We start from the raw sequence: 26,773 nt of genomic DNA, 5'->3' as shown, positions 1-26,773 counted from the left end.
CTTCCGGCACGTCCCTCCTTTTCTTAGAAAATGGCGTCTTTCTCTGTTATAGAACACAAAAAAAGAGCAAATGGCGCTTACCATTCGTACACATTAAATGTTGAAAACATATAATATAGTAGATAAATAGCTTTTCGACAAATTTCACAACTTGTGGACAACCTTCTACACAAGCTGTGTGAAATCAATCCACAACTTATCCACACTTTGTGGATAAAGAGGAAAGGTAGGATTAGTAATCAAGAGTTAAAACACAAATATAATACCAAAATAAACGAGAGCTTGCAATGGTTGTCACAATCTTATCCACAAAGCGGACAACCTGTTGAAAAAACCTTGTCCACAGGGGTTGGTAATGTGAAAATGTTGTCGATAACCTCTGTGGATACTAAAAAAAGCCGAAAAAGATATCCACATGCGTGATTTTAGGGGCAAATTGTTTGAATTTGTCTTTTTTCCGTAAAATTAAGGAATCTAAAAAATAAGGTTTCGAAAGTTGAAAAGGTATGGTATCCTATTATGGTTGCAAGAAATAAAAGCACTAGTGAAGTTGACAATGAATAGGTAACGCAAATATAATAAGTAAGACTGTCTTTAACAGCTATTCCTCGAGGGAGGTGTCATAAATGAAAAGAACATTCCAACCGAATAACCGTAAACGCAGCAAAGTTCATGGCTTCAGAAGCCGTATGAGTTCAAAAAACGGTCGTCTAGTTTTAGCACGCCGTCGCCGCAAAGGCAGAAAAGTATTATCAGCTTAGGCCACTGAATAATGTCAGTGGTCTTTTTTCACGTTATGGGAAAAGATAGATGTGATGCGTAATGAACCGGGGCATGCTTCCTGGTTCAGATGCATCTCATGTTCATAATAAATTTTAAAAGTTTCTGCCAGCCAGTATCGGAGTGAGTCATTTGAAGAAGCGAAATCGTTTAAAGAAAAATGAAGATTTTCAAAAAGTGTTTAAACATGGGACATCAGTTGCAAACCGCCAGTTTGTCTTATATACGCTTGATCAGCCTGAAAATGATGAACTGCGTGTCGGGCTTTCCGTCAGCAAAAAAATTGGCAATGCCGTGATGCGAAATCGGATCAAACGTTTGATTCGGCAGGCCTTTCTTGAAGAGAAAGAGAGACTGAAGGAAAAGGATTACATCATTATTGCCAGAAAACCGGCGAGCCAGCTGACATATGAGGAAACGAAAAAAAGTCTGCAGCATCTATTCAGAAAGTCTTCATTATATAAGAAATCTTCGTCAAAGTAGGCATCACCACTGCTTTCTTACAACTTTTAAAAGCGCTTCCTTTCTGGTTGATCAGAAAAAGACACCATTTAAAACTGAAAGATGCTAAAATACATACAAGTATGCTTTGCAATAAAAGAGTGTAAAGATTAATTATAGGAGGAAATGTTGTTGAAAAGGAGAATAGGGTTGCTATTAAGTATGGTTGGCGTATTCATGCTTTTGGCTGGATGCTCGAGTGTGAAAGAGCCGATCACTGCAGATAGTCCGCATTTCTGGGACAAGTACGTAGTATATCCATTGTCTGAGCTCATTACGTATGTAGCGAAATTGACGGGAGATAACTACGGGCTTTCAATAATTCTAGTTACCATTTTAATTCGTTTATTAATTTTACCGCTGATGATTAAGCAGCTGAGAAGTTCGAAAGCGATGCAGGCTTTACAGCCGGAAATGCAAAAGCTTAAAGAAAAATACAGCTCAAAGGATCAAAAAACGCAGCAAAAGCTTCAGCAGGAAACAATGGCTTTATTCCAAAAGCATGGTGTCAATCCATTGGCGGGATGTTTCCCGATTTTGATCCAGATGCCGATTTTAATTGGATTCTATCATGCGATCATGAGAACCCAGGCGATTTCAGAGCACAGCTTCTTATGGTTTGACTTAGGAGAAAAAGATCCTTACTATATCCTTCCTATCGTTGCCGGTGTCGCTACATTTGTTCAGCAAAAACTGATGATGGCTGGCAATGCGCAGCAAAATCCGCAAATGGCGATGATGCTTTGGATTATGCCAATTATGATTATCGTATTTGCGATCAACTTCCCGGCGGCTCTTTCTCTTTATTGGGTAGTTGGTAACTTGTTTATGATTGCGCAAACTTTCCTCATTAAAGGACCTGATATTAAAAAAAATCCTGAGCCGCAAAAAGCCGGAGGAAAGAAAAAGTGAGGAATGTGACTGCTGCAGGGCGAAATGTCGATGAAGCAGTACAGTCCGGATTGCAAGAGTTGGGATTAACGAAGGATAAGGTAGAAATTACTGTTATTGAAGAGGGAAACAAAGGGTTTCTCGGTATTTTCGGTAAAAAGCCTGCGATCGTAAAGCTGGTTGAAAAGATTGATCCGATTCAGCAAGCGAAGTTATATCTTCAAACGATTGCCGAAGCCATTGCCGGGAAGTCTGATGTGACTGTTCAAGAAAGTAAAAAGACAGTGAGATATCATATAACAGGTGAAAAGGCAGCATTGTTGATTGGGAAAAGAGGACAAACCTTAAACGCCCTTGAAACTTTGACACAGCTTGCCCTTAACCGTTATCCAGGCCAATATAAAAATGTGACGGTGGATGCAGAAAACTATCGTTTGAAAAGAAAAGAAACACTGAGCCAGCTGGCCATCAAGCTTGCTGACCAGGTTTTGAAAACGAAAAAATCCATCCAGCTTGAGCCTATGCCGTCCAGCGAAAGAAAAATTATTCACGATACTCTTTCTGGATATGCAAACCATCAGATCAAAACATATTCAATGGGTGAAGGCGAAAATCGTCATCTCGTTATTTCCCATAAAAGATAGCATAAAACCGAAGTCCGATAAAAATTGGATTTCGGTTTTTTTGTATCTGAAAAATCTACTTTTCCTAGTAATATCAAGGTTTTGCCGTTTAAGTTTTTTCTTTTTAGGTGTATCCTGTTGATAAAAAGGAAGTTCAGGAAATAAAATTAATTGTTATTCACATGTGGATAAGTTAAAGTAATAAGGGACGAATTTCTATTTCTGTGGATAACAAATCTTCCACTTCGAACCAAACTATGTTATCTTTTAGTTTTGGCATAATAAAATTTTTTTATATAGATGAAGTATAAGTAAAGAGAGGTGAACAACATGGATACAATTGCGGCAATTTCCACACCGATGGGAGAAGGCGCGATTGCGATTGTACGGTTGAGCGGACCAGAAGCCATTCAAATCGCAGATAGAATTTATAAGGGACCAAAGGGGAAAACACTCAGCTCGGTCGAATCACATACGATTCATTATGGTCATATCGTAGACAGACCTTCGGATCGTGTCGTTGAGGAAGTAATGGTATCAGTGTTAAAAGCGCCGAGAACTTTTACACGGGAAGATGTTATCGAGATAAACTGTCACGGGGGAATTGTGACTGTGAACCAAGTGCTTCAGCTCGCATTGAGAGAGGGAGCGAGACTGGCAGAGCCTGGCGAATTTACGAAACGTGCGTTTTTAAACGGGCGTATCGATCTTTCACAGGCGGAAGCGGTTATGGACTTAATTAGAGCGAAAACGGACCGGGCAATGAACGTTGCTATGAATCAAATGGAAGGGCGTCTTTCTGCTTTGGTGCGCCGTTTGCGCAGTGAGATTTTAGAAACACTGGCCCATGTTGAGGTGAATATCGATTATCCGGAGTATGATGATGTAGAGGAAATGACGCATCAGATTTTAGTCGAAAAGGCAACCGCCGTGAAAAAGGAAATTGAGGCGCTGCTGAGGACTTCTGAGCAAGGAAAAATCTTGCGTGAAGGTCTTTCTACCGTCATTATCGGCCGGCCAAACGTAGGAAAATCATCTCTTCTGAACAGCCTCGTTCATGAGGCAAAAGCCATCGTAACCGATATTCCCGGAACGACACGGGATGTGATTGAGGAATACGTGAATGTAAGGGGCGTCCCGCTTCGTCTGGTTGATACAGCAGGTATTCGTGAAACAGAGGATATTGTTGAGCGAATCGGTGTTGAACGTTCTCGCCAGGTCCTAAAGGAAGCGGACCTGATTTTACTTGTGCTTAATTATAGTGAAGAGCTTTCTGAAGAAGACGTGAAGCTTTTTGAAGCCGTTGAGGGCATGGATGTAATCGTGATTTTGAATAAGACTGACCTTGAGGCGAAGATTGACACTGAACGTGTCCGTGAGCTTGCCAATGGACGTCCAGTTGTTACGACATCTCTTTTAAAAGAGGAAGGCATCAATGATCTGGAAGAAGCGATTCAATCATTGTTCTACACGGGTGCCATTGAAAGCGGTGATCTGACTTATGTCAGCAACACACGTCACATCTCTATTTTACAGCAAGCAAAACGCGCCATTGAAGATGCGCTTAGCGGCATCGAACAGGATGTCCCGATCGACATGGTGCAAATTGACCTTACAAGATGCTGGGAGCTTTTAGGGGAAATCATTGGAGATTCTGTCCACGAAAGTTTAATTGATCAGCTCTTTTCACAATTCTGTTTAGGAAAATAATAAAAGGAGGAACTAGAATCATGGGGTATGAAGCAGGCCAATACGATGTGATTGTGATTGGCGCCGGGCATGCCGGTGTTGAGGCTGCCCTCGCATCTGCACGCCAAGGCGCCAAAACGCTTGTCTTGACCATCAACCTAGATATGGTTGCATTTATGCCATGTAATCCGTCTGTCGGCGGCCCCGCAAAAGGGATTGTCGTCCGCGAAATTGACGCGCTCGGCGGAGAAATGGGAAGAAACATCGATAAAACACATATTCAAATGAGAATGCTGAATACAGGAAAAGGTCCTGCGGTTCGTGCATTACGTGCGCAAGCAGACAAATTCCAATATCAGCACGAAATGAAAAATACGCTTGAAAAAGAACCAAACTTAACATTGCTGCAAGGAATTGTGGAGCGGCTGATCGTTGAAGACGGCGAATGCCGAGGCGTTATTACACAAACCGGCGCACATTATCGTGCGAAAGCAGTTGTCATGACAACAGGGACATATTTAAGAGGACGTATCATTCTTGGCGATCTGTCTTACTCAAGCGGCCCGAATAACCAGCAGCCTTCTATTAAGCTTTCTGAGCATTTGGAGGAACTCGGTTTTGACCTTGTTCGTTTTAAAACAGGTACGCCGCCTCGCGTTAAAAGCGACACGATTGATTACAGCAAAACGGAAATTCAGCCTGGTGACGATGTGCCTCGCGCTTTCTCATATGAAACAGTGGAATATATCACAGATCAGCTCCCTTGCTGGCTGACATATACAAGCCCTGAGACACATGAGATTATTGACAGCAACCTGCACCGTTCACCGATGTATTCCGGTATGATCAAAGGTACAGGCCCAAGATATTGCCCGTCCATTGAAGATAAAGTTGTACGATTTAATGATAAACCGCGTCACCAAATCTTCCTTGAGCCGGAAGGCAGAAATACACAGGAAGTCTATGTCCAAGGTTTATCTACAAGTCTTCCAGAAGACGTACAGCAAAGAATGCTTGCAACGATTCCTGGACTTGAAAACGTGCAAATGATGAGAGCCGGCTATGCGATCGAGTATGATGCAATCGTACCGACACAGCTCTGGCCGACACTTGAAACAAAAAAAATCACAAACCTTTACACTGCAGGCCAAATTAACGGAACTTCCGGTTATGAAGAAGCTGCGGGACAAGGGATTATGGCGGGAATCAATGCAGGACGAAAAGCGCTTGGAAAAGAAGAAGTGATTTTAAGCCGTTCTGACGCCTACATTGGTGTTCTGATTGATGACCTTGTGACAAAAGGTACCAATGAGCCATATCGTCTTTTGACATCACGTGCGGAATACAGATTGCTTCTTCGCCATGACAATGCTGATTTGCGTCTGACAGAAATCGGACACCGCATTGGATTGATTTCTGATGAGCGCTATGCGGCTTTTGAGAAGAAAAAAGCGGCGATCGAGGCGGAGAAAAAACGTCTTCATTCTGTAATTATCAAGCCGTCTCCGGAAAATCAAGAATATATCCGTTCTCTTGGCGGAAGCGAATTGAAAGATGGAGTTCGCGGCACAGACTTGATGAAGCGTCCTGAAATGAACTATGAAACAGTCACAAAACTGGCGCCGCCAGAAGTGCCAGTTCCTCAAGACGTGGCAGAACAAGTAGAAATCCAAGTGAAATATGAAGGATATATTGAAAAATCTCTTCAGCAAGTGGAAAAACTGAAGAAGATGGAAAATAAAAAAATTCCAGATCGAATTGATTATGACGCAATTAAGGGGATTGCGACCGAGGCGCGTCAAAAACTGAAAAATGTACGGCCTTTGTCTGTTGCCCAAGCTTCCCGCATTTCCGGTGTAAACCCGGCGGACATTTCAATTCTATTGGTGTATTTAGAGCAGGGACGCATTGCGAAGATAGCCGAATAGAAAGGATGACGGCATGAATATTGAAGAATTCACTTCTGGTTTGGCGGAAAAAGGGATCTCCCTTTCTCCCCGTCAGCTGGAGCAATTTGAGCTGTATTACGACATGCTGGTTGAATGGAACGAAAAAATCAATCTGACTTCAATAACAGAGAAAAAAGAAGTGTATTTAAAGCATTTTTATGATTCCATTACAGCTGCTTTTTATGTCGACTTCAATCAGGTGAACACGATTTGTGATGTCGGAGCGGGAGCGGGTTTTCCAAGTCTGCCGATAAAAATATGCTTTCCGCACCTCAATGTCACAATCGTGGATTCACTGAATAAACGGATCACGTTTTTAGAAAAGTTATCTGAGGCTTTGCAATTGGAGAATACAACATTCTGCCATGACAGAGCTGAAACGTTCGGGCAACGGAAAGACGTGCGTGAAAGCTATGATATTGTGACAGCGCGAGCAGTTGCGAGATTATCTGTTTTGAGTGAGCTTTGCTTGCCTCTGGTGAAGAAAAACGGTTTATTTGTTGCTTTAAAAGCCGCATCAGCTGAAGAAGAACTGAATGCAGGCAAAAAAGCAATCACGACGCTTGGAGGAGAACTTGAGAATATCCATTCTTTTAAGCTGCCTATTGAAGAAAGCGATCGTAATATTATGGTGATACGCAAAATAAAAAATACACCTAAGAAGTATCCAAGAAAACCGGGAACTCCTAATAAATCGCCAATTGAAGGGTAATTTAGACAGCCTGATATGACAATACCATCATATTTTCATCAAAATTGATGGATGTACAGCAGGAAAAACCATGAGAAAATAGAATTATAAAAATGGCAGTTTTTAAAGGTGGTGTAGGTACATGAAGCATTCATTCTCTCGTTTCTTCGGGCTTGGTGAGAAGGAACAGGAGCCGGAGATTGCTGAACATGATACAAACAAAGAAGAGATTCTGGAAATACCGGTAAATGCTATCGTTCCCAACCGTTTTCAGCCACGCACCATTTTCTCAGATGAAAAAATCAAAGAGTTAGCAATGACCATTCATACACACGGCATTATTCAGCCGATTGTTGTTAGGCATACAGAAGAAGAAGGCCAATACGAACTCATTGCAGGTGAAAGACGCTGGAGAGCGGTGCAATCGCTTGAGTGGGAAAAGATTCCGGCAATTATTAAGGATTTTTCCGACACGGAAACCGCTTCTGTGGCGTTAATCGAAAACTTGCAGCGGGAAGAACTGTCTTCTATTGAGGAAGCGCATGCTTATGCTAGGCTGCTTGAGCTGCATGATTTAACACAGGAGGCACTCGCACAGCGCTTAGGAAAAGGGCAGTCTACAATCGCGAATAAGCTTCGGTTATTAAAGCTGCCTCAGCCGGTCCAAGAGGCAATTATGGAGAAGAAAATCACCGAGCGCCATGCCAGAGCACTGATTCCACTGAAACAGCCTGAGCTCCAAGTCACACTGCTCACAGAGATTATTGAGAAAAGTTTAAATGTAAAGCAGACGGAAGACCGCGTGGTGAAAATGCTGGAGCAAGGCCAGAGAAAGCCAAAGCCGAGACGCAAAGCATTCAGCAGAGATACAAGAATTGCGATGAACACGATTCGCCAGTCACTATCAATGGTGGAAGACAGCGGTGTAAAATTGAATACGGAAGAAGAAGAATTTGAAGAATATATTCAATTAACGATTCGCATACCAAAATAGAAGCTCTCCTGAAAAGCAGGAGAGCTTTTTATATTTTTAATAAAAGGTAATCACTTACTTTTAGTGAATATTATTATATTAGAATTCTTTTCTTTAAGCTTGTGGATAAATTCTTCAGATTTTTGCGGTGAAATCACTGCATGTCCCCATCCCCCCTGATAATATATTGTGATGGCATGGCGAGAGCCGATCAGACGAAAACCGGACCACAGTTTCTTTTTTTGAACGACTTTATCGATGTTTTCATAAGGAATTTGATGTTTGATCAATCCGGCTTTAATGATCAGATGGTGTTCCTTCAATACATATTTTAGGTCAATAAAGCTCCAAATGATGAGTCCATTTAAAAGAGTCAGCAGAATAAAAATGATCCAGCCGGAAACTCTCATATTTCCCAGCACAAAAGGAACAATGGCATCTGCTTGTATCAGTAATATGAGAAACACAATCATCAGCGTAACGGGTACGTCTCTCTTCGTTTGATAAACCATTTTCTCACCATCCTGTTTCCACGTTCTGTACTGTGACTTCTTCTTTTTTTCTTTAAGAAATTCCTTTTTTAAGTCAAAAAAACATAGAAATTGCAGAATTTATAAGAGAAAGCATAAAGCGTGCTTGAATTTTCAATTATTTCCCTTCTGATTCGGAACAAAATGATGAAAAAAATGAAACGCTTTAATCTTTTTTTGATAGAATAGAAGCAAGATAGTACATGTTCATGTGAAAGTAGGTGACATCGTGGGAAAAATCATAGCAATTACGAACCAAAAAGGCGGGGTCGGCAAAACAACGACGTCTGTCAACCTTGGGGCATGTTTGGCTTACATAGGGAAAAGGGTTCTGCTGGTAGATATTGATCCGCAGGGAAATGCGACAAGCGGATTAGGGATTGAAAAAGCCGATGTAGAGCAGTGTGTGTACGATATTTTAGTAGATGATGCAGATGTAATAGATATTATTAAAGCAACGACAGTAGAGAACTTGGATGTGATTCCTGCGACGATTCAGCTTGCAGGGGCTGAGATCGAGCTGGTTCCTACAATATCAAGAGAAGTGAGATTGAAGAGAGCGCTTGAAGCAGTAAAGCAAAATTATGATTATATTATCATTGATTGTCCGCCGTCATTGGGCTTGCTGACGATTAACGCCCTTACAGCCTCGGATTCCGTTGTGATTCCTGTACAGTGCGAATATTATGCCTTGGAGGGTCTCAGCCAGTTATTAAATACAGTACGTCTTGTGCAAAAGCATTTGAATACTGATTTAATGATTGAAGGTGTATTGCTGACAATGCTTGATGCCCGGACAAACCTTGGCATTCAAGTGATTGAAGAGGTTAAAAAGTATTTTAGGGATAAAGTATATAAGACAGTTATTCCGCGTAATGTCCGTCTGAGTGAGGCACCGAGTCACGGAAAACCCATCATTTTATACGATCCGCGGTCAAGAGGTGCGGAAGTATATTTAGATTTAGCAAAGGAAGTGGCTGCGAATGGCTAAAGGCCTTGGAAAAGGGATTAATGCGTTATTTAATCAGGTAGATTTGTCTGAAGAGACAGTTGAAGAAATTAAAATTGCCGATTTACGCCCTAATCCTTATCAGCCAAGAAAACACTTTGATGACGAGGCATTAGCTGAACTAAAAGAATCTGTGCTGCAGCATGGCATTCTTCAGCCGCTTATCGTCAGAAAATCTTTAAAAGGCTATGATATTGTTGCGGGTGAACGGCGTTTTCGAGCGGCAAAGCTGGCAGGTTTAGATACAGTTCCGGCCATTGTCCGTGAATTATCAGAGGCGTTAATGAGGGAAATTGCTTTATTAGAAAACCTTCAGCGTGAAGATTTATCTCCGCTTGAAGAGGCTCAGGCATATGACTCCTTGTTGAAACACTTAGATCTCACACAAGAGCAGCTCGCCAAACGTCTTGGGAAAAGCAGACCGCATATTGCGAATCATTTAAGACTGCTGACACTGCCAGAAAATATTCAGCAGCTTATTGCCGAAGGTACGCTTTCTATGGGACATGGACGCACGCTCCTTGGCTTGAAAAACAAAAATAAGCTTGAACCGCTGGTACAAAAAGTGATTGCGGAGCAGCTCAATGTTCGCCAGCTTGAGCAGCTGATTCAGCAGTTGAATCAGAATGTTCCACGTGAAACAAAGAAAAAAGAACCTGTGAAAGATGCGGTTCTAAAAGAACGGGAATCCTATCTCCAAAATTATTTTGGAACAACAGTTAATATTAAAAGACAGAAGAAAAAAGGCAAAATCGAAATTGAATTTTTCTCTAATGAAGACCTTGACCGGATTTTAGAGCTTTTGTCTGAACGAGAATCATAAATGAAAAAACCATCTTTCAAACGAAGATGGTTTTTGTTTTATATGCGCCCAGTGAGCCTTTGCAACGGGTTAAGGCGTTCTTGCCTCCACTCTGTCCGATCTGTTAAACTCAAACCTTCTGCTAGAACATTTGCCATATTCATGACCAAGTTGAGTCTTGTATTTTGCAATACAAAATATTCCATGAAACCGCTAACATTCACGATTCCGTTAATATGAAGATCCCCCACTTCAGGAAGGTCTTTTTGTACACCGGCTCCGGGCTTTAATGGCCCGTCCCCGATTTGAAATGAACCCACACTCTTAACGCGGCCTAAGCATGCATCGACTGCTATAACAAATGGGTTTTTATGTAATTTATGAATGTCATTGATTTTATCCTTCATGTTCACAGCATGGACGGGGTCAGATAAGGTTCCGTAGACATGGAATCTGGTGAGCTGCATCTGTTTGAGTTTCATTCCTACGAGCGGGCCCAATGAATCACCGGTTGAACGGTCTGTTCCGATACAAACCACAACAATTGGTTTGCCGGCAGCTTTACGTAAGGATGAAGAAAGGATGGTTTGGATTTGTTTTGCCGCTGCAGCATCTGTATGTGAAACATATTGCTTTACTCGTTCCTGAGAGGAAAAAAGCCCGCCTTTTCGATTCATGGGTTTCACTTCCTTGTTATAGTAGGTAACAGAATTGCTATGGTGTGTGTTTCGTTATGTAAGGTTGTTTACAGTATATCCAGCAGTACGGTTTTTTATGCTTTGTGTATGACACCGGAGATTTTAAAAAAGTAGAGGTTATTATGAATGGTTAGTGGGTGAATTATAAATATTTTCCCCCATTGCCTCGATCATGATCAAGCTACGGTCTGCTTACAAAACACTTTATAGATAGGAATGGTTAATGAGGTTCATTCCTTCATTCCACTGCAAAATGATATATTTTTAGACTGCCTCCATTAGCAGTCTTTTTTTATGTGTATTTCGTATGATAATTTCAGCTTTTGTTCAAATGTCTATGAAAATATGGCATTTTTGCTTTCCTTTATTTATATAGTAACAATAACGGGAACAAGCTGAACTTTGTCTATGAGGTGATAGTGTTGTGGAGAGCCGGAATGAAGTGGATGCTGCTCATATTAGGGAGCCTGATCGGGGCCGGATATGCGAGCGGTCAGGAGATATGGCAGTTTTTTGGGGCGGAAAGCGGACTTGCTATTGTGCTGTTTACAATTATGTTCATTTTCTCGTCTTATATTGTGATGAAAATCAGTTTTAAAGTTCAATCCACTCATTTTCTGCCGGTTCTGGAGCATTTAATGGGGCCATGGCTGGCGAAAATTTATGATGTCCTCATCATTTTTTATTTGTTTTCGACGACTATGGTGATGATTGCCGGAGGCGGTGTGACCCTGCAAATGTACAAGCTTCCTTTCTGGTGGGGAATCACGCTGATTTGCATCGTGACAGTGTGCTTGTTTTTGTGGGATGTGAAAGGAATATTATCTATAAATAGTATTTTGATTCCTGTGTTAGTAGCGGGGCTTTTATATGCGCTGATCTCCTTTCAGAGCACACATCACCATACGTGGACGATTGATTTGTCCCAGCAGTATAACTGGCCTGCGAGCATTACGTTTACCTCTTTAAACATCCTTTCAGTTGTTGCGATTTTATCCTCTGTTGGGAAAGAGATGAAAGGGCTCGGAGAAGCAAAAATCGCAAGTGTGGCAAGCGGTCTTATTTTTGGCGTGATCTCATTTGTTTATAATGAAACGTTGGTGGAGCTGGCGGGCTCCCTTTCTCAGTTTGAAATACCGCTGTTTGCCGTTCTGGAGGGTGCGCCTTATTTCCTTTTTTTATGTATGACGGCGGTGCTGTGCCTGGCGATTTACACGACGACGGTAGCAGGTTTGCTGGGGCTGTCCAGCCGGCTGATGGCGTTTATTCATATGCCTAGATGGATGATTGTGTTGATTTTGTTAGTGTTAATGGTACCTTTTACTTCTTTCGGATTTTCTGATTTGATCGCGTTCTTGTATCCGATATATGGGATGCTCAATTTGTATTTGTTAGTTTGTCTGCTCTTATATCCTATTTTGAGTAAATGGAAATAAGAGGATGGATTTCTTTTCGGGTATCTTGATTGCTCTTATGATCAGTTTTTTTGTACAATAGATACAGCAGTTTAGGAAAAGAGGTGAAGGGTCTTGGCGGATAAAGACTTTGGCCTGAATGATATCGTAGAAATGAAAAAACCGCATCCATGCGGAGCGAACAGCTGGAAAATTATACGCATGGGAATGGATATTCGAATTAAGTGTGAGGGATGCTCTCACAGTGTTATGATTCCGAGAAGAGAATTTGAAAGAAAACTAAAAAAAGTACTAGTCAAGCATGAGGAGCCTACTTCATAAATAGGCCGACACTCATGCTTTTTCATATAGAAGGTAAGGAGAAGACGGCGATGAGCAAAGTGCATCAGTCGGCATGTCCGCTGAATTGTTGGGACAGCTGCGGCTTTTTGGTGACTGTTGATGATGGAAAGGTAACAAAAGTGGACGGAGATCCAAACCATCCGATTACGGAAGGTAAAATCTGCGGCCGCGGCAGAATGCTTGAGACAAAAACAAATTCTCCTGATCGGCTTCGCTATCCAATGAAAAAACAAAATGGCGAGTTTGTGCGGATTTCTTGGGAGCAGGCACTTGATGAAATTGCCGATAAACTTCGGGAAATCAAGGAAACGTCGGAGACGACTGCTGTTTTGCACAGCCATGATTATGCGAATAACGGTCTGTTAAAAGCGCTTGATCAGCGTTTTTTTAATGGATATGGAGGCGTGACTGAAATCGTCGGAAGCATATGCTGGGGCTCCGGCATCGAGGCGCAAAGCTGGGATTTTGGCCGTTCGTACGGTCACGGCCCGCTTGATATTTACAACAGCAAGCATGTTGTTGTGTGGGGAAGAAATGTATCCAGAACAAATATGCACTTATACCATCACTTGCAGCAGGTGAAAAAGAAGGGCGCCACGATTACGGTGATTGATCCGATCTTCAACCCGACTGCTAAGCTTGCTGACCGCTATATCTCTGTAAAGCCTGGAATGGACGGCTGGCTTGCGGCAGCCGTTTTGAAGGTTCTGATTGAGACGGGAAGAACGGATGAAACGTTTATTTCTGAGCATTCTGTCGGTTTTGATGATGTGAAAGAGCTTTTGAAAACTGTTTCTCTGGAAGAGTTTATTGTGAAAACAGAAACTTCTATGGAGGATCTGGAGTATCTGGCCGGTTTGTATGCTGATGGTCCGGTGTCTACTTTTATGGGGCTTGGCATGCAGCGATATAAAAACGGCGGCGGAACGATTCGTTGGATTGATGCACTCGTTGCGGCAAGCGGAAATGTCGGAATTAAGGGCGGCGGCGCGAATTTCGGAAATGTCCAGATTGGCGAGAGCTTTGCAAAAACAAAGCTGACGCTGCCGGAATTAAAAACAACATCACGTTCTTTTTCAATGATGACGCAGGCTGAAGAAGTGTTGACCGCTGCTGATCCTGCGATTGAGATGATTATTGTGACGTGCGGAAATCCGCTGACTCAGGTGCCGAATACAAATAAGGTGAGACAAGCTTTTGAAAAGATTCCCATGACGGTTGCGATTGATTCCATTATGACAGATACCGCAAAGCTGTGTGATTATGTTTTGCCGACTGCCACTGTTTTTGAAGAAGAAGATATCTACTATTCCAGTATGTATCATCATTATGTTCAGTACGGGAAGAAGCTTGTGGAGCCGCAGGGTGAAGCGAAGTCGGACAGCTGGATCTGGTCAGAGCTTGCAAAACGCCTTGGATTTGGCGAGCTGTTTGAATACAGCACTCAAGAATTTTTAGAGATGGGGCTTTCTTCATTGGAAGCAGAGGGTGTGACACTCGAGCGTTTAAAAGAAAAAGGCCACCTCCCTCTTCCAGTAAAACAGGTGCCGTGGGATGATTATCAGTTTTTGACGCCGAGTGGAAAATTTGAATTTACTTCGTCGCTAGCTGAGCAAAAGGGATTTAGCGGCTCGCTTCAATTAAATGTGCCCGAAGAATCTGTTTTCCATAATGAGGAGTTAGCTGAAAAGTACCCTTATACGCTGTTATCCATTCATCCGCAGCGTTCCAACCATTCACAGCATGTGCCGTTTATTGAAAAGCTTCAGCACGTTCAGGTTGATATTTCTCCAGATATAGCGGCTGAGCAGAATCTTCAGGATGGAGACGAGGTTGTCATCTTTAATGACCGCGGACGCTTGAAGGGCAAGGTGAAAGTGATGAAGCAGGCTCATGCGAAGACGATTAATATAGATGAAGGCATGTGGGCGGCTTTTGGAGGGTCAGTCAATGCACTGACAAATGATACAAATTCTGATAATGGAATGGGAAGTACGCTTTTTGACTGTTTAGTAGGCTTGAAAAAAGCATAATCAAAGGGATTGGCAGGCTGAAAATGCTTTTTTGTCAGCTTGTCTTTTCCAGTGAACCTCCTTATAATTGCTCTAGGTTCAAAATACGCTCATACAATGACGGTTTTATATAGAGGAGATGAAAGAATGGCTTTAACAGCTGGAATTGTTGGTTTGCCGAACGTCGGAAAATCAACACTATTTAACGCAATTACACAGGCCGGTGCCGAATCAGCCAACTACCCGTTCTGTACAATTGATCCGAACGTGGGAATTGTAGAGGTGCCGGATGATCGTCTGCAAAAGCTGACTGAGCTGGTCAACCCGAAGAAGACTGTGCCGACTGCTTTTGAATTCACTGATATTGCAGGGATTGTAAAGGGCGCATCTAAAGGAGAAGGACTCGGCAACAAGTTCCTATCTCATATTCGCCAAGTTGACGCGATTTGCCACGTTGTCCGTGCTTTTTCCGATGACAACATTACACACGTTTCCGGAAAGGTTGATCCGATTGATGACATTGAAACGATCAACCTTGAGCTGATCCTCGCTGATATGGAAACGGTTGAAAAGCGGATTACACGCGTCAGCAAGCTTGCGAAGCAAAAAGATAAAGACGCTGTATTTGAGTTTGAGATTTTATCTAAACTGAAAGAAGCGTTTGAGAGTGAAAAGCCTGCTCGATCTGTAGAATTCACTGAAGAGCAGCAAAAGCTTGTGAAGCAGCTCCATTTACTGACTTCGAAGCCTATTTTGTACGTGGCCAACGTAAGTGAAGATGAAGTTGCTGATCCATCTGGCAATGAAAATGTAGCGAAGATTCGCGAGTACGCTGCCGGCGAAAACGCAGAAGTTATCGTTGTGTGTGCAAAAATCGAATCCGAAATCGCTGAGCTTGAAGGCGAAGAAAAGCAAATGTTCTTGGAAGAGCTGGGCATTCAAGAATCAGGTCTTGATCAGCTGATCAAAGCGTCTTACTCTCTTCTCGGCCTCGCAACATATTTCACAGCCGGAGAACAGGAAGTCAGAGCTTGGACATTCAAAAAAGGCATGAAAGCCCCTGAGTGTGCAGGAATTATTCATAGTGACTTTGAGCGGGGCTTCATTCGTGCTGAGACAGTTGCTTATGAGGATCTTCTTGCGGGCGGCGGTATGGCAGGAGCTAAAGAGGCAGGAAAAGTCCGCCTTGAAGGGAAAGAATATGTGGTCCAAGACGGAGATGTTATTCATTTCCGATTTAATGTATAGGATGCAGTTGTAAAGGGACAAGAGCTTTGGTATAATATAAAATTGTGAGTAATAGAATTATTGCTCCTTGCCCATTATGGGCCGCTTAGTCCAAAAGGAGGTGCAAACAGATGAGAAAGTACGAAGTTATGTACATTATCCGCCCAAACATTGACGAAGAGTCTAAAAAAGCAGTTATCGAGCGTTTCAACAACGTTCTGACTTCTAACGGTGCGGAGATCACTGGAACAAAGGATTGGGGTAAACGTCGTCTTGCTTACGAAATCAACGATTTCCGCGACGGTTTCTACCAAATCGTAAACGTTCAATCTGACGCTGCGGCAGTTCAAGAATTTGACCGTCTAGCTAAGATCAGTGACGATATCATTCGCCACATTGTTGTTAAAGAAGAAGAATAAGCAATTTTGAAATATATAATGGTAAAAGGTGGTCTTTCTTATGCTTAACCGAGTTGTATTAGTCGGAAGACTGACAAAAGACCCAGAGCTTCGTTATACGCCAAACGGTGCGGCTGTTGCTACGTTTACTCTTGCTGTGAATCGTACATTTACGAACCAGTCCGGAGAACGTGAGGCCGATTTCATTAATTGTGTCACTTGGAGAAGACAAGCCGAAAACGTTGCAAACTTCTTGAAAAAAGGAAGCCTTGCAGGCGTAGATGGCCGTTTACAAACAAGAAACTATGAAAACCAGCAAGGACAGCGTGTCTTCGTGACAGAGGTCCAAGCTGAAAGTGTTCAATTTCTTGAGCCGAAAAACGGCGGCGGTTCTGGTTCAGGTGGATACAACGAAGGAAACAGCGGCGGAGGCCAGTACTTTGGCGGAGGCCAAAATGATAATCCATTTGGGGGAAATCAAAACAACCAGAGACGCAATCAGGGGAACAGCTTTAATGATGACCCATTTGCCAACGACGGCAAACCGATTGACATCTCGGATGATGATCTTCCATTCTAATGTGATTATCGCCTAAAATGAAAAAGAAAGGAGGGAAATGACAATGGCAGGAGGACGCAGAGGCGGTCGTGCGAAACGCCGTAAAGTGTGTTATTTCACTTCTAACGGTATCACGCACATCGACTACAAAGATGTAGATCTTCTTAAAAAGTTTGTTTCTGAGCGCGGTAAAATTTTACCACGTCGTGTAACTGGAACAAACGCTAAATATCAACGTAAATTGACTGCAGCGATCAAACGCGCACGTCAAATGGCTTTACTTCCATACGTAAGCGGTGAGTAAGCTGATACGTAAAGAGCAAGGACCTTCGGGTTCTTGCTCTTTTTTATAGGGGGGAGGATGAAACATGAAGTTGATTTCATGGAATGTAAACGGCCTGCGGGCTGTGATGAGAAAAATGGATTTCCTCTCTTATTTGAAAGAAGAGGATGCAGATATTATATGTCTTCAGGAAACGAAGATACAGGACGGCCAGGTTGATCTCCAGCCTGAAGGCTATCATGTGTACTGGAATTATGCAGTGAAAAAAGGATATTCCGGCACAGCTGTTTTTTCTAAGCAAGAACCGCTGCAGGTCATCTACGGTATCGGAGTAGAAGAGCATGACCAAGAAGGCAGAGTGATTACGCTGGAATTTGAAAACGTGTTTGTGATGACTGTTTACACGCCCAATTCCAGAAGGGGGTTAGAGCGGATTGATTACCGCATGCAATGGGAAGAGGCTTTATTGTCTTATATTCTTGAATTGGATCAGAAAAAACCAGTGATTTTATGCGGTGATTTGAATGTAGCCCATCAGGAGATTGATTTGAAAAATCCAAAGGCGAACCGGAATAACGCTGGATTTTCAGATCAAGAAAGAGGGGCATTCACTCGTTTCTTAGAAGCTGGCTTTGTTGATTCTTTTCGTCATGTTTATCCTGATCTTGAAGGCGCTTATTCCTGGTGGTCGTATCGTGCCGGCGCCCGGGACAGAAATATTGGATGGCGGATTGATTATTTTGTTGTTTCTGAAAGCCTTAAGGAACAGATTGAAGATGCCAGCATATCAGCGGATGTCATGGGTTCCGACCATTGTCCTGTTGAACTTATCATCAATATATGATGAGATAGCAGTAAGGATTTTACACTTACTGCTTTTTTTATATGAAAAAGGAGAAAGAGATGGCAAATATAAAAGAGATCGCAAGACTGGCAAATGTATCTGTTTCGACTGTCTCGCGTGTATTGAATCATCATCCGTATGTGTCTGAAGAAAAGAGAAAGCTTGTTCAACAAGTCATGAAGGATTTGGATTATACACCAAATCGAACCGCAATCGATCTCATTCGCGGGAAAACCCATACGGTCGGTGTGATTCTGCTTTATAGCGATCATCCCTGCTTTGATAAAATCGTTAACGGAATCACTAAGGCGGCTTTTCAGCATGAGTATGCAACGACCCTTCTCCCCACCAATTATAACCCCGATATTGAAATCAAATATTTAGAGCTGTTAAGAACGAAGAAAATAGACGGTCTCATCATTACTTCCCGCGCCAATCATTGGGACAGCATTTTAGCTTATCAGGAATATGGGCCAGTCATCGCTTGTGAGGATACCGGAGACATTGATGTCCCTTGTGCTTTTAATGACAGAAAAGCTGCTTATGCAGAGAGCTTTCGCTATTTAAAGAGCCGCGGGCATGAGAATATTGCTTTTACGTGTGTCAGAGAAGCTGATAGGAGCCCGAGCACGGCTGATAAAGCTGCGGCCTATAAAGCTGTCTGCGGAAGGTTGGAAGACCGCCATATGCTGTCCGGATGCAACGATATGAATGATGGTGAGCTGGCAGCTGAACATTTTTATATGAGCGGGCGGGTTCCGACTGCTATTTATGCAAATAGTGATGAAGTGGCAGCTGGAATTCATCTATTTGCCAAAAAGAATAATTGGGATGTTGAAATCATAGGCGAGGGAAATACTTCTATCAGCCGTGTTCTTGGTTTTCCGTCGCTTGATTTGAATCTTGAGCAGCTCGGCATCGCAGCATTTTCTCTATTTTTGCAGGATGAACCCGCTGATATCAAAATTCAGCATAAATTTAAGAAAAAAGCTTGAACTGAAATGCATTTCATACCTTATAACTTCATTGAAGGCGAAGGAGGAGGAAGAAATGCAGATTGAACATACAGCGGTCTGGGTCAATGATTTAGAGCGAATGAAGTCTTTTTATGAATCGTATTTTAATGGCGAAGCGAATGATTTGTATCATAATGAGAAAAAAGATTTTAAGTCTTATTTTATTACGTTTGATTCCGGAGCAAGGCTGGAGATTATGAAAAAAGGGAATGTGACCGATCCGCCCTCACAAACAATGACAGGCTGGGCACATATTGCCTTTTCCGTTGGGAGCCGGGAGAAAGTTGACGAACTGACTGATCGATTGAAAGCGGATGGTTTCGCAGTAGTAAACGGCCCGAGGACAACAGGAGACGGCTACTATGAAAGTGTGATTGAGGATGATGAAGGAAATTTGATCGAGATTACAATCTGACATGGAGTGACTTAAATGCTGAGGACAGAAAAAGAAAAAATGGCAGCCGGAGAATTATACAATTCGGAAGATCAACAACTATTACTAGAACGCAAGCATGCAAGACAGCTGATTAGACAATATAACGAAACACCGGAAGATGATGCAGTGCGGACGGAGCTTTTGAAGGAGCTGCTCGGTTCGGTTGGGGATCAAGTCACGATTTTGCCGACATTCCGCTGTGATTATGGCTATCACATTCATATCGGAGATCATACATTTGTTAATTTTGACTGTGTCATTTTAGATGTGTGTGAGGTGCGTATCGGCCGTCATTGTTTGATTGCGCCAGGTGTACATATCTACACGGCCGGTCATCCTCTTGATCCGATCGAAAGGAAATCCGGGAAGGAGTTCGGTAAGCCTGTGACAATTGGAGATCAAGTTTGGATTGGAGGCCGGGCGGTGATTAACCCGGGAGTGACAATCGGTGATAACGCAGTGATTGCTTCTGGATCTGTTGTCACTAAGGATGTACCCGCTAATACTGTTGTAGGCGGAAACCCCGCAAGGATTTTGAAGCAATTGTAATGAGATCAGTGCGGCAGATCCGCACTGACTTTTTTAAATCTGTTTTGCATTCGTATTAGGACCGAAGAAGATTAACAGCAAGGAGCATGCGAGCCAGCAGCCCCCAATAAATAAGAAGACGCTGATATAGCCGAGCTGAACGGCAATAAATCCGACAAGCAATGAGCCAAAAATGTTTGAAAAACGGCCAAGACCATAGGCTAAACCGCTGCCAGACGAGCGGTATTCAGTCGGATAAGGTTCAGATGTATAGGCGTATAAGTTCGAGGTAAAGACCCGTTCTGTGATATTCACGATAAAACCAAATACAATGATCATGATGGGAATAAAAGTCATACCATATAAGAGCCCGGCGATGGCCGTCAGAAACGCACTCGCAGCTAAAATCCATTTTCTTTGAAATCTTTCGGAAATCATGGAGCCGAGCAGTGCGCCAAGTGGAGCGCCGACGGAATGCAATACGTTATACCATAATGTATTTTCCATGGTGACGCCATTGCTTTTTAGCAGGCTTGGAACCCATGAAGCAAATCCGTAAAACCCAAACGTTTCAAAAATCCATACAGCAGATAATACGATGGTGATTTTGAGGTTTCTGCCTTTCAATAAGCCTGCGTAACCTGCATGCTGCTTAACAGTTTCGCTTACTTTAGGCTGGGATGCTGCCGGAAGCGGGCCTTTCTCCTTTTCAACCTGTTCCTCAATTCGGTTGAGGATCGCATCGGCTTTCGCATATTCCCCGCGATTTTCGTGCCAGCGAGGTGACTCTTCCAGACGGCGGATGAAGAAAAAATAAATAAGGCCGACGGCACCCCATACAAATACTAGCCTCCATCCCCATGAACCAAGAGGAATGACAAAGGCAGACACAATGTTGGTGATCGGAACCCCGATCAATCCAATCATGGCACAAAAAGAAATATATTTTCCACGTACACTTGAAGGGAAAAATTCCGCCAAATAGCTATTCGTAATGACCATGGCGGCTGCAACGCCAAATCCGGTGAGGAAACGGAATGTCATTAAAGATGGAATGTCCCATGCCGCAGCATTGCATAGCGATGCGATTGAGAAAACAAAGACAAATAGATTTAAGGCTTTTTTGCGGCCGATTCGATCGGACAGCCGTCCGCCCAGTGAAGCGCCTAAAAACATGCCTAAAAACGAAGCAGCCGTTACGTTAGCAATAGTTGAAAGCGGGATGCCCCAATGCTCGATCAGCGCCGGCGCTACATTGCTGAGGGTAAATAAATCTGCGAGATCAAAGAAATAAACAATGCCGAGAGCGGTTAACACTTGGAAATGAACGCGTGAAATCGGAAGGCGGTCTAAACGATTCGCTGCGTTTGAGAAAGGATGTGTATTCTTTTGTTTGAAGATCGTATTCATAAAAAACCCCCTTTTGAGTAGTAAGAAAAGACTGAAAATTCCCTCTTGGGACTATTATAAGTATCTTGGTTCATTGGCAACAGAGTTCAAATCACTAGATGGAAGAACTAAATTCACACTTTATATTTTAATTTTGCTTAAAAGATTTCCAAAACAGTAGATTCATAGACCAATTTATGCAAATATATAGTAATATTCTCATTGAAAGGAAGAGACATAGAAGGAATGAATTCATTTATCCGTCCTATAGAAGGAAACAATACGTTGTGGAGATATTTTTTCGCTTTTTTGGTGATGGTAGGGTTATATGTATTCGGGAATATAGCTTACCTTTTCGCTATATTGTTCACGGTTATTGTGAATCCCAATATCACGTTTGATTTGGATGAAGCTGTGCTGAGTGATCCCCTCGTAGATCTTTATTTGTCCCATGTGATTTATTTATTCGCCATTCCGGGAGTTTGGCTGGCTGTGCGCTTTATTTTGAAGCGGCCTTTCCGAACTGTGATTACACCAAATTCAAAGATGAATTGGCGGAGAATTTCCTTTGGTTTTATTGCTTATTTCTTGCTGATGATCGCCGTACAATTGATTGATTTTGTGATTCATCCAGACAATTATTCAATGCAAGCCTTTGATGCATCACGATTTATCTGGCTGCTAGCGGCTGCCCTCATTTTGGTTCCGATTCAGACATCAGCTGAGGAACTGTTTTTCAGGGGATTTTTGCTTCAAGCTTTCGGGAGATTGACGAAAAATCCTCTATTTTTGACACTGATTGTCGGAGGATTGTTTGGCGTATTGCATTTTGCGAATCCAGAAATGAACAACGGCGCTGTCTGGGCAGGGATTGAGTATTTAACATTTGGTTTTGTGTGGACCTATTACACGATTAAAACTGGAAGCATCGAAATATCACTTGGCGCCCATGCCGCGAATAATATGTTTTTGTGTACGTTTATTACAGAAAAAAACAGTGTGTATGGAGGAATTCCTTCTCTGTTTACCGTTACGCGGGGGAACCCGATGTGGGAGGCTTTCTTTACGATAGCGGTCAACCTTGTGTTTGCGGGGATCGCTTTATGGTACCATAAGAAATCAAAAAGTAAGCAGCAAGGGTCTTAATCCCTGCTGCTTATTAATGTGTGGATCGCTTCTTCAATATTTGTTGTCGGCTGCTGGCAGGCGAAGTTTTCACAAATATACACGGTTGTTTTGCCGTCTATGATGCGGTAGTCTGCTGCAAATGGCGCAATGTCTTTGCATTGCTCGGGCTGCTCTGCCACCAGAATGGAGTCGTTGGGCTTAAAGGCTTTTTGAAGCTCCGCTATAATTTGTTTTCTGGCTGGATCGTCTGCGCTGCCAAAAATCACGATTTCTTTTTTAGGCATTAGATGCCTTAACACACTTTGCATAAAGAAAGCATGGCCGCTTGGATACGCGTCTATGTCTGGCTTGAACACGGAAAACATTGTTTCCGCTTTTTCGATCAGTGATAAGTCGCCTGTGACTTGCCCGAGACGCAGCAGCTGAACTGCTGCCACACTGTTTCCGGAAGGCACGGCGCCGTCGTACACTTCTTTTTCCCGTACGATTAAGGCTTCTGCATCGTGTCCGGTGAAGTAGAATCCGCCATGCTCCTCATCCCAAAATAAGCTGATCATATCGTCTGTCAGTTTCTTCGCTTTTTGTAAATAAGAAAGATCAAACGAAGCTTCATAGAGATCCAGATAAGCCCATAGGAGAAAAGCGTAATCGTCGATAAAGCCTTTGTTTTTCACTTCGCCATCACGATATCGGACCATCACACGGCCGTCGATGATTAATTTGTTTTCAATAAATGTGATGGCGTCTTTCGCTAGGCTGAGATATTTCGGCTCCTGGTATACCTTTGCCGCTTTCGCAAGACCCGCGATCATCAGCGCGTTCCATGAGGTCAGCACTTTATCATCGACATGCGGATAGGTTCTTTCCTCGCGTGTCTTCAAGAGCTGCTGTCTTGCGTCTTCGAGTTTGAGGCTGAGCTCTTTTTCGGTTAACCCGGCATCCTCTTTGATTTGTTCTCGCTTTGTGTGAATGAGGTTAGGAATATTTTTGCCTTCAAAGTTTCCTTCTTCAGTGATGTCATACACTTGGCAATACAGCGTTCCGAGATCGTCTCCGAGCGTTTTTAGAATCTCTTCCTTTGACCACACGTAGTACTTTCCTTCTTCTCCTTCTGTGTCCGCGTCCAAAGCCGAGAAAAAGCTTCCGTCTTCATGAGTCATTTCCCTCTGAATGAACGTAATGATCTGCTCACAAATCTCTTTATAGCGGCTGTTTTGCGTGACCTGATAGGCTTCTGTATAAGCGGTCAGCAGCAGCGCATTGTCGTACAGCATTTTTTCAAAGTGGGGAACGAGCCACTCGTCATCGGTCGAATAGCGGGCGAACCCATAGCCGATATGATCGTAAATGCCGCCATTCGCCATGCTGTCCAGCGTTTTCGTCACGTTGTATAGAGCGTTCTCCTGCCCCGTATTGTGATGATAACGAAGCAAATACATCAGCATATGGGGCATCGGAAATTTCGGTGCCTGCCCGAAACCGCCGTAGATCGTATCAAACCCGCTGGCAAGCTGCTGGAATGTCCGGTGAATCGCTGACTCGCTAAGGCCTTCGCCTGATTTGGCGGCTGTTTTGGTCTGCAAATGTTTAGCGGCGTTCTCCGCAATATCCTCGACATGCTCGCGGTCGTTCGCAAACGTCTCAGACAGATGCTCAAGCACATCAACAAAACCGGGACGATTGAATTTGCTCGTCTTTGGAAAATATGTACCCGCGTAAAACGGCTTTTGATCAGGCGTGATAAACACATTCAGCGGCCAGCCGCCCTGCCCGGTCATCAGCTGGCAGATTCTCATATAAACAGAATCCACATCCGGCCGCTCTTCCCGGTCGACTTTAATCGCCACAAACCGTTCATTGAGAAGACGCGCGATTTCTTCGTCTTCAAAGCTTTCGTGGGCCATCACGTGGCACCAATGACAAGTCGAATAACCGATGCTGACCAGAACCGGCTTGTTTTCGCGTGTTGCTTTTTCAAATGCTTCTTCTCCCCAAGGGTACCAGTCCACAGGGTTGTGGGCGTGTTGGAGGAGATATGGTGACTTCTCAGCGATTAATCTATTGGGCTTATTGTTAGTGGGCATGGGATCACCTTCTTTCATAAAACAAATGATCTTTTCGAATTTATTTTTCCATAATATGATGTATTTTATTCTTTTTTGATTTCGTGAAAGGCTTCATTAAGTATAGAAGAGGAATTCTTCAGGAATCTGAAGCCCTAAGGTCTTAATATAATAAACAATTATATTCTTTCGGGTAAATGATATTTATACATCTCGATGGCATCTTTATGTTCTTTTAAAACTGCAATTGTTTTTGGATGTGGTCTTACATAAATCAAAGGATAGTCAATTTCATCAAATTCTTGTCGAATTGGGAATGCTAATCTCTCTTTATCAAGTGAAAATTGAGCGTCAATTCCTATTTTATTACCGCGAGAATCTAATCTAATCCATTTATTAAGTGAATGAAAAAATACAGCATTTAATGCGTGAATACAATATCCTTTATCTGGCGTATTAAACAACATTAAACGCTGATAACAAAAGCCTGTCGGTATTCCTTCTGAGCGCAATAGGGCAGCTAATAGGTTTGACTTTGCATAGCAAATTCCCTCTTTAAAGGTTAATACTTCTGAAGCATTACAAGTTACTCGTTTTGATTGAGTATCCCAAGTATGGGAAATTTCATCTCGAACAAATTCATAGGCTATTCTTACTTTTTCTATTTCTGTCTGCAAAGGATTGAAAAGTTCATTTGCAAGTGCACAAATAATAGGATTAGAATAATCAACTTCATTTAGTTCAAGTAAATAATCATCAAAGTTTTTTGATTCACATGTCAAATTCATTTCTTCACTCCCCATATTGTAACGGATGATACTACAGTATAGAACATGATTGGAAATATATTAAGAAGAAAAAAAGAGATTACTAAAAAGCATAGTTTGAATATTTATAGAGTGCATTTAAAAAAGTGAAATACAAATTATGATTAGTTCTCTGCCTTAAAATATGTAATGACATCAATAGCTAGCTTGGGTAGTTACACGCACATGCTTCTTTCATTTTTATTAATTAGTGTAATGTCTAGTATACCTTTTTATACTTTTTTAATAACCTGTTTGATAATCTTTGTTAGTGTCTGATGTAGCATTTAAATTAGTTATGGGCTGAATCGCTTTAACAAATTTTACCCAAACCTCATATTCCCATTCATATAGATCAACAAAATCTTTGCCGATATCAATGAGTGTTTTACATGTTCTTATATTTAAATTATGACGGGCTTTCTTGGTTTTAACTTTTGAGTATTGTAGGTAGAGTTCCATAACCCTTATAAGATATTTATCTTTTTTATCAATACTAGATATTGCATTAAAAAACCAAGGTAAAAATTCCACAAACACTCTAGTACCACCAATTGCGGTGATTAGTGTTTCTAATCTGGATAATAGCAAGGATCCCTCAGTGGAAGTTTCCATTGTTTGTGAGTATACGCCGAGTTCTTTACTTAGGTTAATATAATCTGAAATAAATACACCGCAAAAATATAAATGAGTCCCACAATGACCTTCAAATGCTTCCGTTCTTTTAGCAATTGATAATGTTTCTTGATACTCCCTTATAAGTTCTAGACTTCCGTACTTTAAGTTCAAACCTACAATTTCTAAAATTTCTTTGAATTCTATGCTTGGGTTATATAATTCATCATCTTGATATCGCTCAATAAACTCTGTTTCGTCCAGTTCCTTGATAAACATAATGTTTTGTTTTTCTCTTTCTAACTCTAAATAATTCAATATTTTGAAAACTACAGGGGAGTATAGATTTTGAAAACTTTCTTTCTTTTGTTTAATTTCTTCCCTTTTTTGAGAGTAACGATGAGAAAAAACTTGTCCTAAAAAAGCGGCGGTGAGTGTGCCGGCAACTGTAAAAATGGTTCCCCATTGAATGCTCCAATCAAGCCCAACAAGCCAAATCATATTGAAATACACCCATTTCCTATTTTATGAATTAAGAACTATTAATTTGTTTTCGGTTAAATGCATTTCTGGTGA

28 protein-coding genes are annotated in these 26,773 nt (G+C 42.2%); 22 read left to right on the top strand and 6 right to left on the bottom strand.

Features of this window, described 5'->3' with window-relative positions; translation table 11 throughout:
- The first annotated feature begins 626 nt into the window (after window positions 1–626).
- From rpmH to noc, 8 genes are all read left to right on the top strand, one after another.
- Complete coding sequence (gene rpmH / locus KXZ66_RS21625) at window positions 627–761, top strand: 50S ribosomal protein L34 (RefSeq protein ID WP_003178075.1); 135 nt, start codon at window positions 627–629, stop codon at window positions 759–761.
- A 151-nt stretch (window positions 762–912) separates the two neighbouring features.
- The gene (gene rnpA, locus KXZ66_RS21620) at window positions 913–1,263 is read left to right on the top strand and encodes a ribonuclease P protein component (protein WP_003242628.1); all 351 of its coding nucleotides are present in this window, start codon (window positions 913–915) and stop codon (window positions 1,261–1,263) included.
- 144 nt (window positions 1,264–1,407) lie between these two features.
- Window positions 1,408–2,193 (top strand): YidC family membrane integrase SpoIIIJ, encoded by a 786-nt coding sequence (gene spoIIIJ, locus KXZ66_RS21615; protein WP_010886648.1) that lies wholly within the window; start codon window positions 1,408–1,410, stop codon window positions 2,191–2,193.
- Window positions 2,190–2,816, top strand: coding sequence for an RNA-binding cell elongation regulator Jag/EloR (gene jag / locus KXZ66_RS21610; RefSeq protein WP_003243764.1), 627 nt, complete (start codon window positions 2,190–2,192; stop codon window positions 2,814–2,816). The genes spoIIIJ and jag overlap by 4 nt, the downstream gene beginning before the upstream one ends.
- A 309-nt stretch (window positions 2,817–3,125) precedes the next feature.
- On the top strand, window positions 3,126–4,505 hold the full coding sequence (mnmE, locus tag KXZ66_RS21605) for a tRNA uridine-5-carboxymethylaminomethyl(34) synthesis GTPase MnmE (RefSeq protein ID WP_029318519.1): 1,380 nt from the start codon (window positions 3,126–3,128) through the stop codon (window positions 4,503–4,505).
- A 20-nt stretch (window positions 4,506–4,525) separates the two neighbouring features.
- Entirely contained in the window at window positions 4,526–6,412 is a 1,887-nt protein-coding gene (gene mnmG, locus KXZ66_RS21600) for a tRNA uridine-5-carboxymethylaminomethyl(34) synthesis enzyme MnmG (protein ID WP_003226825.1), read from the top strand.
- 13 nt (window positions 6,413–6,425) lie between these two features.
- The gene (gene rsmG / locus KXZ66_RS21595) at window positions 6,426–7,145 is read left to right on the top strand and encodes a 16S rRNA (guanine(527)-N(7))-methyltransferase RsmG (RefSeq protein WP_015250777.1); all 720 of its coding nucleotides are present in this window, start codon (window positions 6,426–6,428) and stop codon (window positions 7,143–7,145) included.
- A 121-nt stretch (window positions 7,146–7,266) separates the two neighbouring features.
- On the top strand, window positions 7,267–8,118 hold the full coding sequence (gene noc, locus KXZ66_RS21590) for a nucleoid occlusion protein (protein ID WP_003226829.1): 852 nt from the start codon (window positions 7,267–7,269) through the stop codon (window positions 8,116–8,118).
- A 50-nt stretch (window positions 8,119–8,168) separates the two neighbouring features.
- Here the strand turns inward: noc and KXZ66_RS21585 are convergent, their stop codons facing one another.
- A complete protein-coding gene (locus KXZ66_RS21585; protein ID WP_003244005.1) occupies window positions 8,169–8,609 on the bottom strand; it encodes a PH domain-containing protein in 441 nt (146 codons plus the stop codon).
- Window positions 8,610–8,856: 247 nt separating this feature from the next.
- Here KXZ66_RS21585 and soj point away from each other — a divergent pair, with 247 nt between their 5' ends.
- Together soj and spo0J are read left to right on the top strand one after the other, a co-directional pair.
- Window positions 8,857–9,618: a sporulation initiation inhibitor protein Soj gene (soj, locus tag KXZ66_RS21580; protein WP_003219244.1), complete on the top strand. Its 762-nt coding sequence runs from the start codon at window positions 8,857–8,859 to the stop codon at window positions 9,616–9,618.
- Complete coding sequence (spo0J, locus tag KXZ66_RS21575; protein WP_003226832.1) at window positions 9,611–10,459, top strand: stage 0 sporulation protein Spo0J; 849 nt, start codon at window positions 9,611–9,613, stop codon at window positions 10,457–10,459. The genes soj and spo0J overlap by 8 nt, the downstream gene beginning before the upstream one ends.
- Window positions 10,460–10,497: 38 nt before the next feature.
- Here spo0J and yyaC read toward each other — a convergent pair whose 3' ends face one another.
- Window positions 10,498–11,115, bottom strand: a complete 618-nt coding sequence (gene yyaC / locus KXZ66_RS21570; RefSeq protein WP_003243890.1) for a spore protease YyaC — start codon at window positions 11,113–11,115, stop codon at window positions 10,498–10,500.
- 440 nt (window positions 11,116–11,555) lie between these two features.
- Here yyaC and KXZ66_RS21565 point away from each other — a divergent pair, with 440 nt between their 5' ends.
- From KXZ66_RS21565 to KXZ66_RS21515, 11 genes are all read left to right on the top strand, one after another.
- A complete protein-coding gene (locus KXZ66_RS21565; protein ID WP_010886647.1) occupies window positions 11,556–12,572 on the top strand; it encodes a YkvI family membrane protein in 1,017 nt (338 codons plus the stop codon).
- Window positions 12,573–12,665: 93 nt separating this feature from the next.
- The gene (locus KXZ66_RS21560) at window positions 12,666–12,872 is read left to right on the top strand and encodes a DUF951 domain-containing protein (protein WP_003226838.1); all 207 of its coding nucleotides are present in this window, start codon (window positions 12,666–12,668) and stop codon (window positions 12,870–12,872) included.
- A gap of 50 nt (window positions 12,873–12,922) precedes the next feature.
- On the top strand, window positions 12,923–14,926 hold the full coding sequence (locus KXZ66_RS21555) for a molybdopterin-dependent oxidoreductase (protein ID WP_015715077.1): 2,004 nt from the start codon (window positions 12,923–12,925) through the stop codon (window positions 14,924–14,926).
- A 126-nt stretch (window positions 14,927–15,052) separates the two neighbouring features.
- Window positions 15,053–16,153: a redox-regulated ATPase YchF gene (ychF, locus tag KXZ66_RS21550; protein WP_003242727.1), complete on the top strand. Its 1,101-nt coding sequence runs from the start codon at window positions 15,053–15,055 to the stop codon at window positions 16,151–16,153.
- A 110-nt stretch (window positions 16,154–16,263) separates the two neighbouring features.
- Window positions 16,264–16,551 carry a 30S ribosomal protein S6 gene (gene rpsF, locus KXZ66_RS21545; protein ID WP_003244064.1) on the top strand — a complete coding sequence of 96 codons (288 nt, stop codon included), beginning with the start codon at window positions 16,264–16,266 and terminating at the stop codon, window positions 16,549–16,551.
- Window positions 16,552–16,591: 40 nt separating this feature from the next.
- Window positions 16,592–17,110: a single-stranded DNA-binding protein SsbA gene (ssbA, locus tag KXZ66_RS21540; RefSeq protein WP_003219228.1), complete on the top strand. Its 519-nt coding sequence runs from the start codon at window positions 16,592–16,594 to the stop codon at window positions 17,108–17,110.
- A 43-nt stretch (window positions 17,111–17,153) separates the two neighbouring features.
- Complete coding sequence (gene rpsR, locus KXZ66_RS21535; protein WP_003219224.1) at window positions 17,154–17,393, top strand: 30S ribosomal protein S18; 240 nt, start codon at window positions 17,154–17,156, stop codon at window positions 17,391–17,393.
- 64 nt (window positions 17,394–17,457) lie between these two features.
- On the top strand, window positions 17,458–18,216 hold the full coding sequence (xth, locus tag KXZ66_RS21530; RefSeq protein WP_064671669.1) for an exodeoxyribonuclease III: 759 nt from the start codon (window positions 17,458–17,460) through the stop codon (window positions 18,214–18,216).
- 59 nt (window positions 18,217–18,275) lie between these two features.
- A complete protein-coding gene (gene ccpB / locus KXZ66_RS21525) occupies window positions 18,276–19,211 on the top strand; it encodes a transcriptional regulator CcpB (protein ID WP_219144751.1) in 936 nt (311 codons plus the stop codon).
- A 55-nt stretch (window positions 19,212–19,266) separates the two neighbouring features.
- Entirely contained in the window at window positions 19,267–19,647 is a 381-nt protein-coding gene (locus KXZ66_RS21520) for a VOC family protein (RefSeq protein WP_003244460.1), read from the top strand.
- A 15-nt stretch (window positions 19,648–19,662) separates the two neighbouring features.
- Window positions 19,663–20,217 (top strand): sugar O-acetyltransferase, encoded by a 555-nt coding sequence (locus tag KXZ66_RS21515; protein WP_032722825.1) that lies wholly within the window; start codon window positions 19,663–19,665, stop codon window positions 20,215–20,217.
- A 33-nt stretch (window positions 20,218–20,250) separates the two neighbouring features.
- On the opposite strand, the gene KXZ66_RS21510 is transcribed toward KXZ66_RS21515, so the two are convergent.
- A complete protein-coding gene (locus KXZ66_RS21510; protein WP_049140536.1) occupies window positions 20,251–21,606 on the bottom strand; it encodes an MFS transporter in 1,356 nt (451 codons plus the stop codon).
- Between the two features lie 225 nt (window positions 21,607–21,831).
- Between KXZ66_RS21510 and KXZ66_RS21505 the strand changes: the two genes are divergently transcribed.
- Entirely contained in the window at window positions 21,832–22,731 is a 900-nt protein-coding gene (locus tag KXZ66_RS21505) for a CPBP family intramembrane glutamic endopeptidase (RefSeq protein ID WP_103803391.1), read from the top strand.
- On the opposite strand, the gene KXZ66_RS21500 is transcribed toward KXZ66_RS21505, so the two are convergent.
- The 3 genes from KXZ66_RS21500 to KXZ66_RS21490 form a co-directional block, all read right to left on the bottom strand.
- Entirely contained in the window at window positions 22,728–24,797 is a 2,070-nt protein-coding gene (locus tag KXZ66_RS21500; RefSeq protein WP_219144750.1) for a thioredoxin domain-containing protein, read from the bottom strand. The genes KXZ66_RS21505 and KXZ66_RS21500 overlap by 4 nt on opposite strands.
- A gap of 158 nt (window positions 24,798–24,955) precedes the next feature.
- Window positions 24,956–25,564, bottom strand: coding sequence for a transglutaminase-like domain-containing protein (locus tag KXZ66_RS21495; RefSeq protein ID WP_103803381.1), 609 nt, complete (start codon window positions 25,562–25,564; stop codon window positions 24,956–24,958).
- A gap of 261 nt (window positions 25,565–25,825) precedes the next feature.
- Window positions 25,826–26,698 (bottom strand): hypothetical protein, encoded by an 873-nt coding sequence (locus KXZ66_RS21490; RefSeq protein WP_103803380.1) that lies wholly within the window; start codon window positions 26,696–26,698, stop codon window positions 25,826–25,828.
- Window positions 26,699–26,773 lie beyond the last annotated feature (75 nt).

Source organism: Bacillus sp. LJBS17 (genome assembly GCF_019334685.1).
GTDB classification, from domain to species: domain Bacteria; phylum Bacillota; class Bacilli; order Bacillales; family Bacillaceae; genus Bacillus; species Bacillus subtilis.
This window is presented reverse-complemented; position numbering and strand designations above follow the sequence as displayed.

Bases quoted from the DNA above. Each gene is read 5' to 3' on its own strand.
- KXZ66_RS21510 (WP_049140536.1), bottom strand. From the start codon at position 21,606: ATGAATACGATCTTCAAACAAAAGAATACACATCCTTTCTCAAACGCA.
- rpsR (WP_003219224.1), top strand. From the start codon at position 17,154: ATGGCAGGAGGACGCAGAGGCGGTCGTGCGAAACGCCGTAAAGTGTGT.
- KXZ66_RS21505 (WP_103803391.1), top strand. From the start codon at position 21,832: ATGAATTCATTTATCCGTCCTATAGAAGGAAACAATACGTTGTGGAGA.
- KXZ66_RS21495 (WP_103803381.1), bottom strand. From the start codon at position 25,564: ATGAATTTGACATGTGAATCAAAAAACTTTGATGATTATTTACTTGAA.
- ccpB (WP_219144751.1), top strand. From the start codon at position 18,276: ATGGCAAATATAAAAGAGATCGCAAGACTGGCAAATGTATCTGTTTCG.
- xth (WP_064671669.1), top strand. From the start codon at position 17,458: ATGAAGTTGATTTCATGGAATGTAAACGGCCTGCGGGCTGTGATGAGA.
- ychF (WP_003242727.1), top strand. From the start codon at position 15,053: ATGGCTTTAACAGCTGGAATTGTTGGTTTGCCGAACGTCGGAAAATCA.
- KXZ66_RS21585 (WP_003244005.1), bottom strand. From the start codon at position 8,609: ATGGTTTATCAAACGAAGAGAGACGTACCCGTTACGCTGATGATTGTG.
- mnmG (WP_003226825.1), top strand. From the start codon at position 4,526: ATGGGGTATGAAGCAGGCCAATACGATGTGATTGTGATTGGCGCCGGG.
- KXZ66_RS21555 (WP_015715077.1), top strand. From the start codon at position 12,923: ATGAGCAAAGTGCATCAGTCGGCATGTCCGCTGAATTGTTGGGACAGC.
- mnmE (WP_029318519.1), top strand. From the start codon at position 3,126: ATGGATACAATTGCGGCAATTTCCACACCGATGGGAGAAGGCGCGATT.
- spo0J (WP_003226832.1), top strand. From the start codon at position 9,611: ATGGCTAAAGGCCTTGGAAAAGGGATTAATGCGTTATTTAATCAGGTA.
- KXZ66_RS21490 (WP_103803380.1), bottom strand. From the start codon at position 26,698: ATGATTTGGCTTGTTGGGCTTGATTGGAGCATTCAATGGGGAACCATT.
- rsmG (WP_015250777.1), top strand. From the start codon at position 6,426: ATGAATATTGAAGAATTCACTTCTGGTTTGGCGGAAAAAGGGATCTCC.
- ssbA (WP_003219228.1), top strand. From the start codon at position 16,592: ATGCTTAACCGAGTTGTATTAGTCGGAAGACTGACAAAAGACCCAGAG.
- KXZ66_RS21520 (WP_003244460.1), top strand. From the start codon at position 19,267: ATGCAGATTGAACATACAGCGGTCTGGGTCAATGATTTAGAGCGAATG.
- yyaC (WP_003243890.1), bottom strand. From the start codon at position 11,115: ATGAATCGAAAAGGCGGGCTTTTTTCCTCTCAGGAACGAGTAAAGCAA.
- spoIIIJ (WP_010886648.1), top strand. From the start codon at position 1,408: ATGTTGTTGAAAAGGAGAATAGGGTTGCTATTAAGTATGGTTGGCGTA.
- KXZ66_RS21515 (WP_032722825.1), top strand. From the start codon at position 19,663: ATGCTGAGGACAGAAAAAGAAAAAATGGCAGCCGGAGAATTATACAAT.
- rpmH (WP_003178075.1), top strand. From the start codon at position 627: ATGAAAAGAACATTCCAACCGAATAACCGTAAACGCAGCAAAGTTCAT.
- noc (WP_003226829.1), top strand. From the start codon at position 7,267: ATGAAGCATTCATTCTCTCGTTTCTTCGGGCTTGGTGAGAAGGAACAG.
- rpsF (WP_003244064.1), top strand. From the start codon at position 16,264: ATGAGAAAGTACGAAGTTATGTACATTATCCGCCCAAACATTGACGAA.
- KXZ66_RS21500 (WP_219144750.1), bottom strand. From the start codon at position 24,797: ATGCCCACTAACAATAAGCCCAATAGATTAATCGCTGAGAAGTCACCA.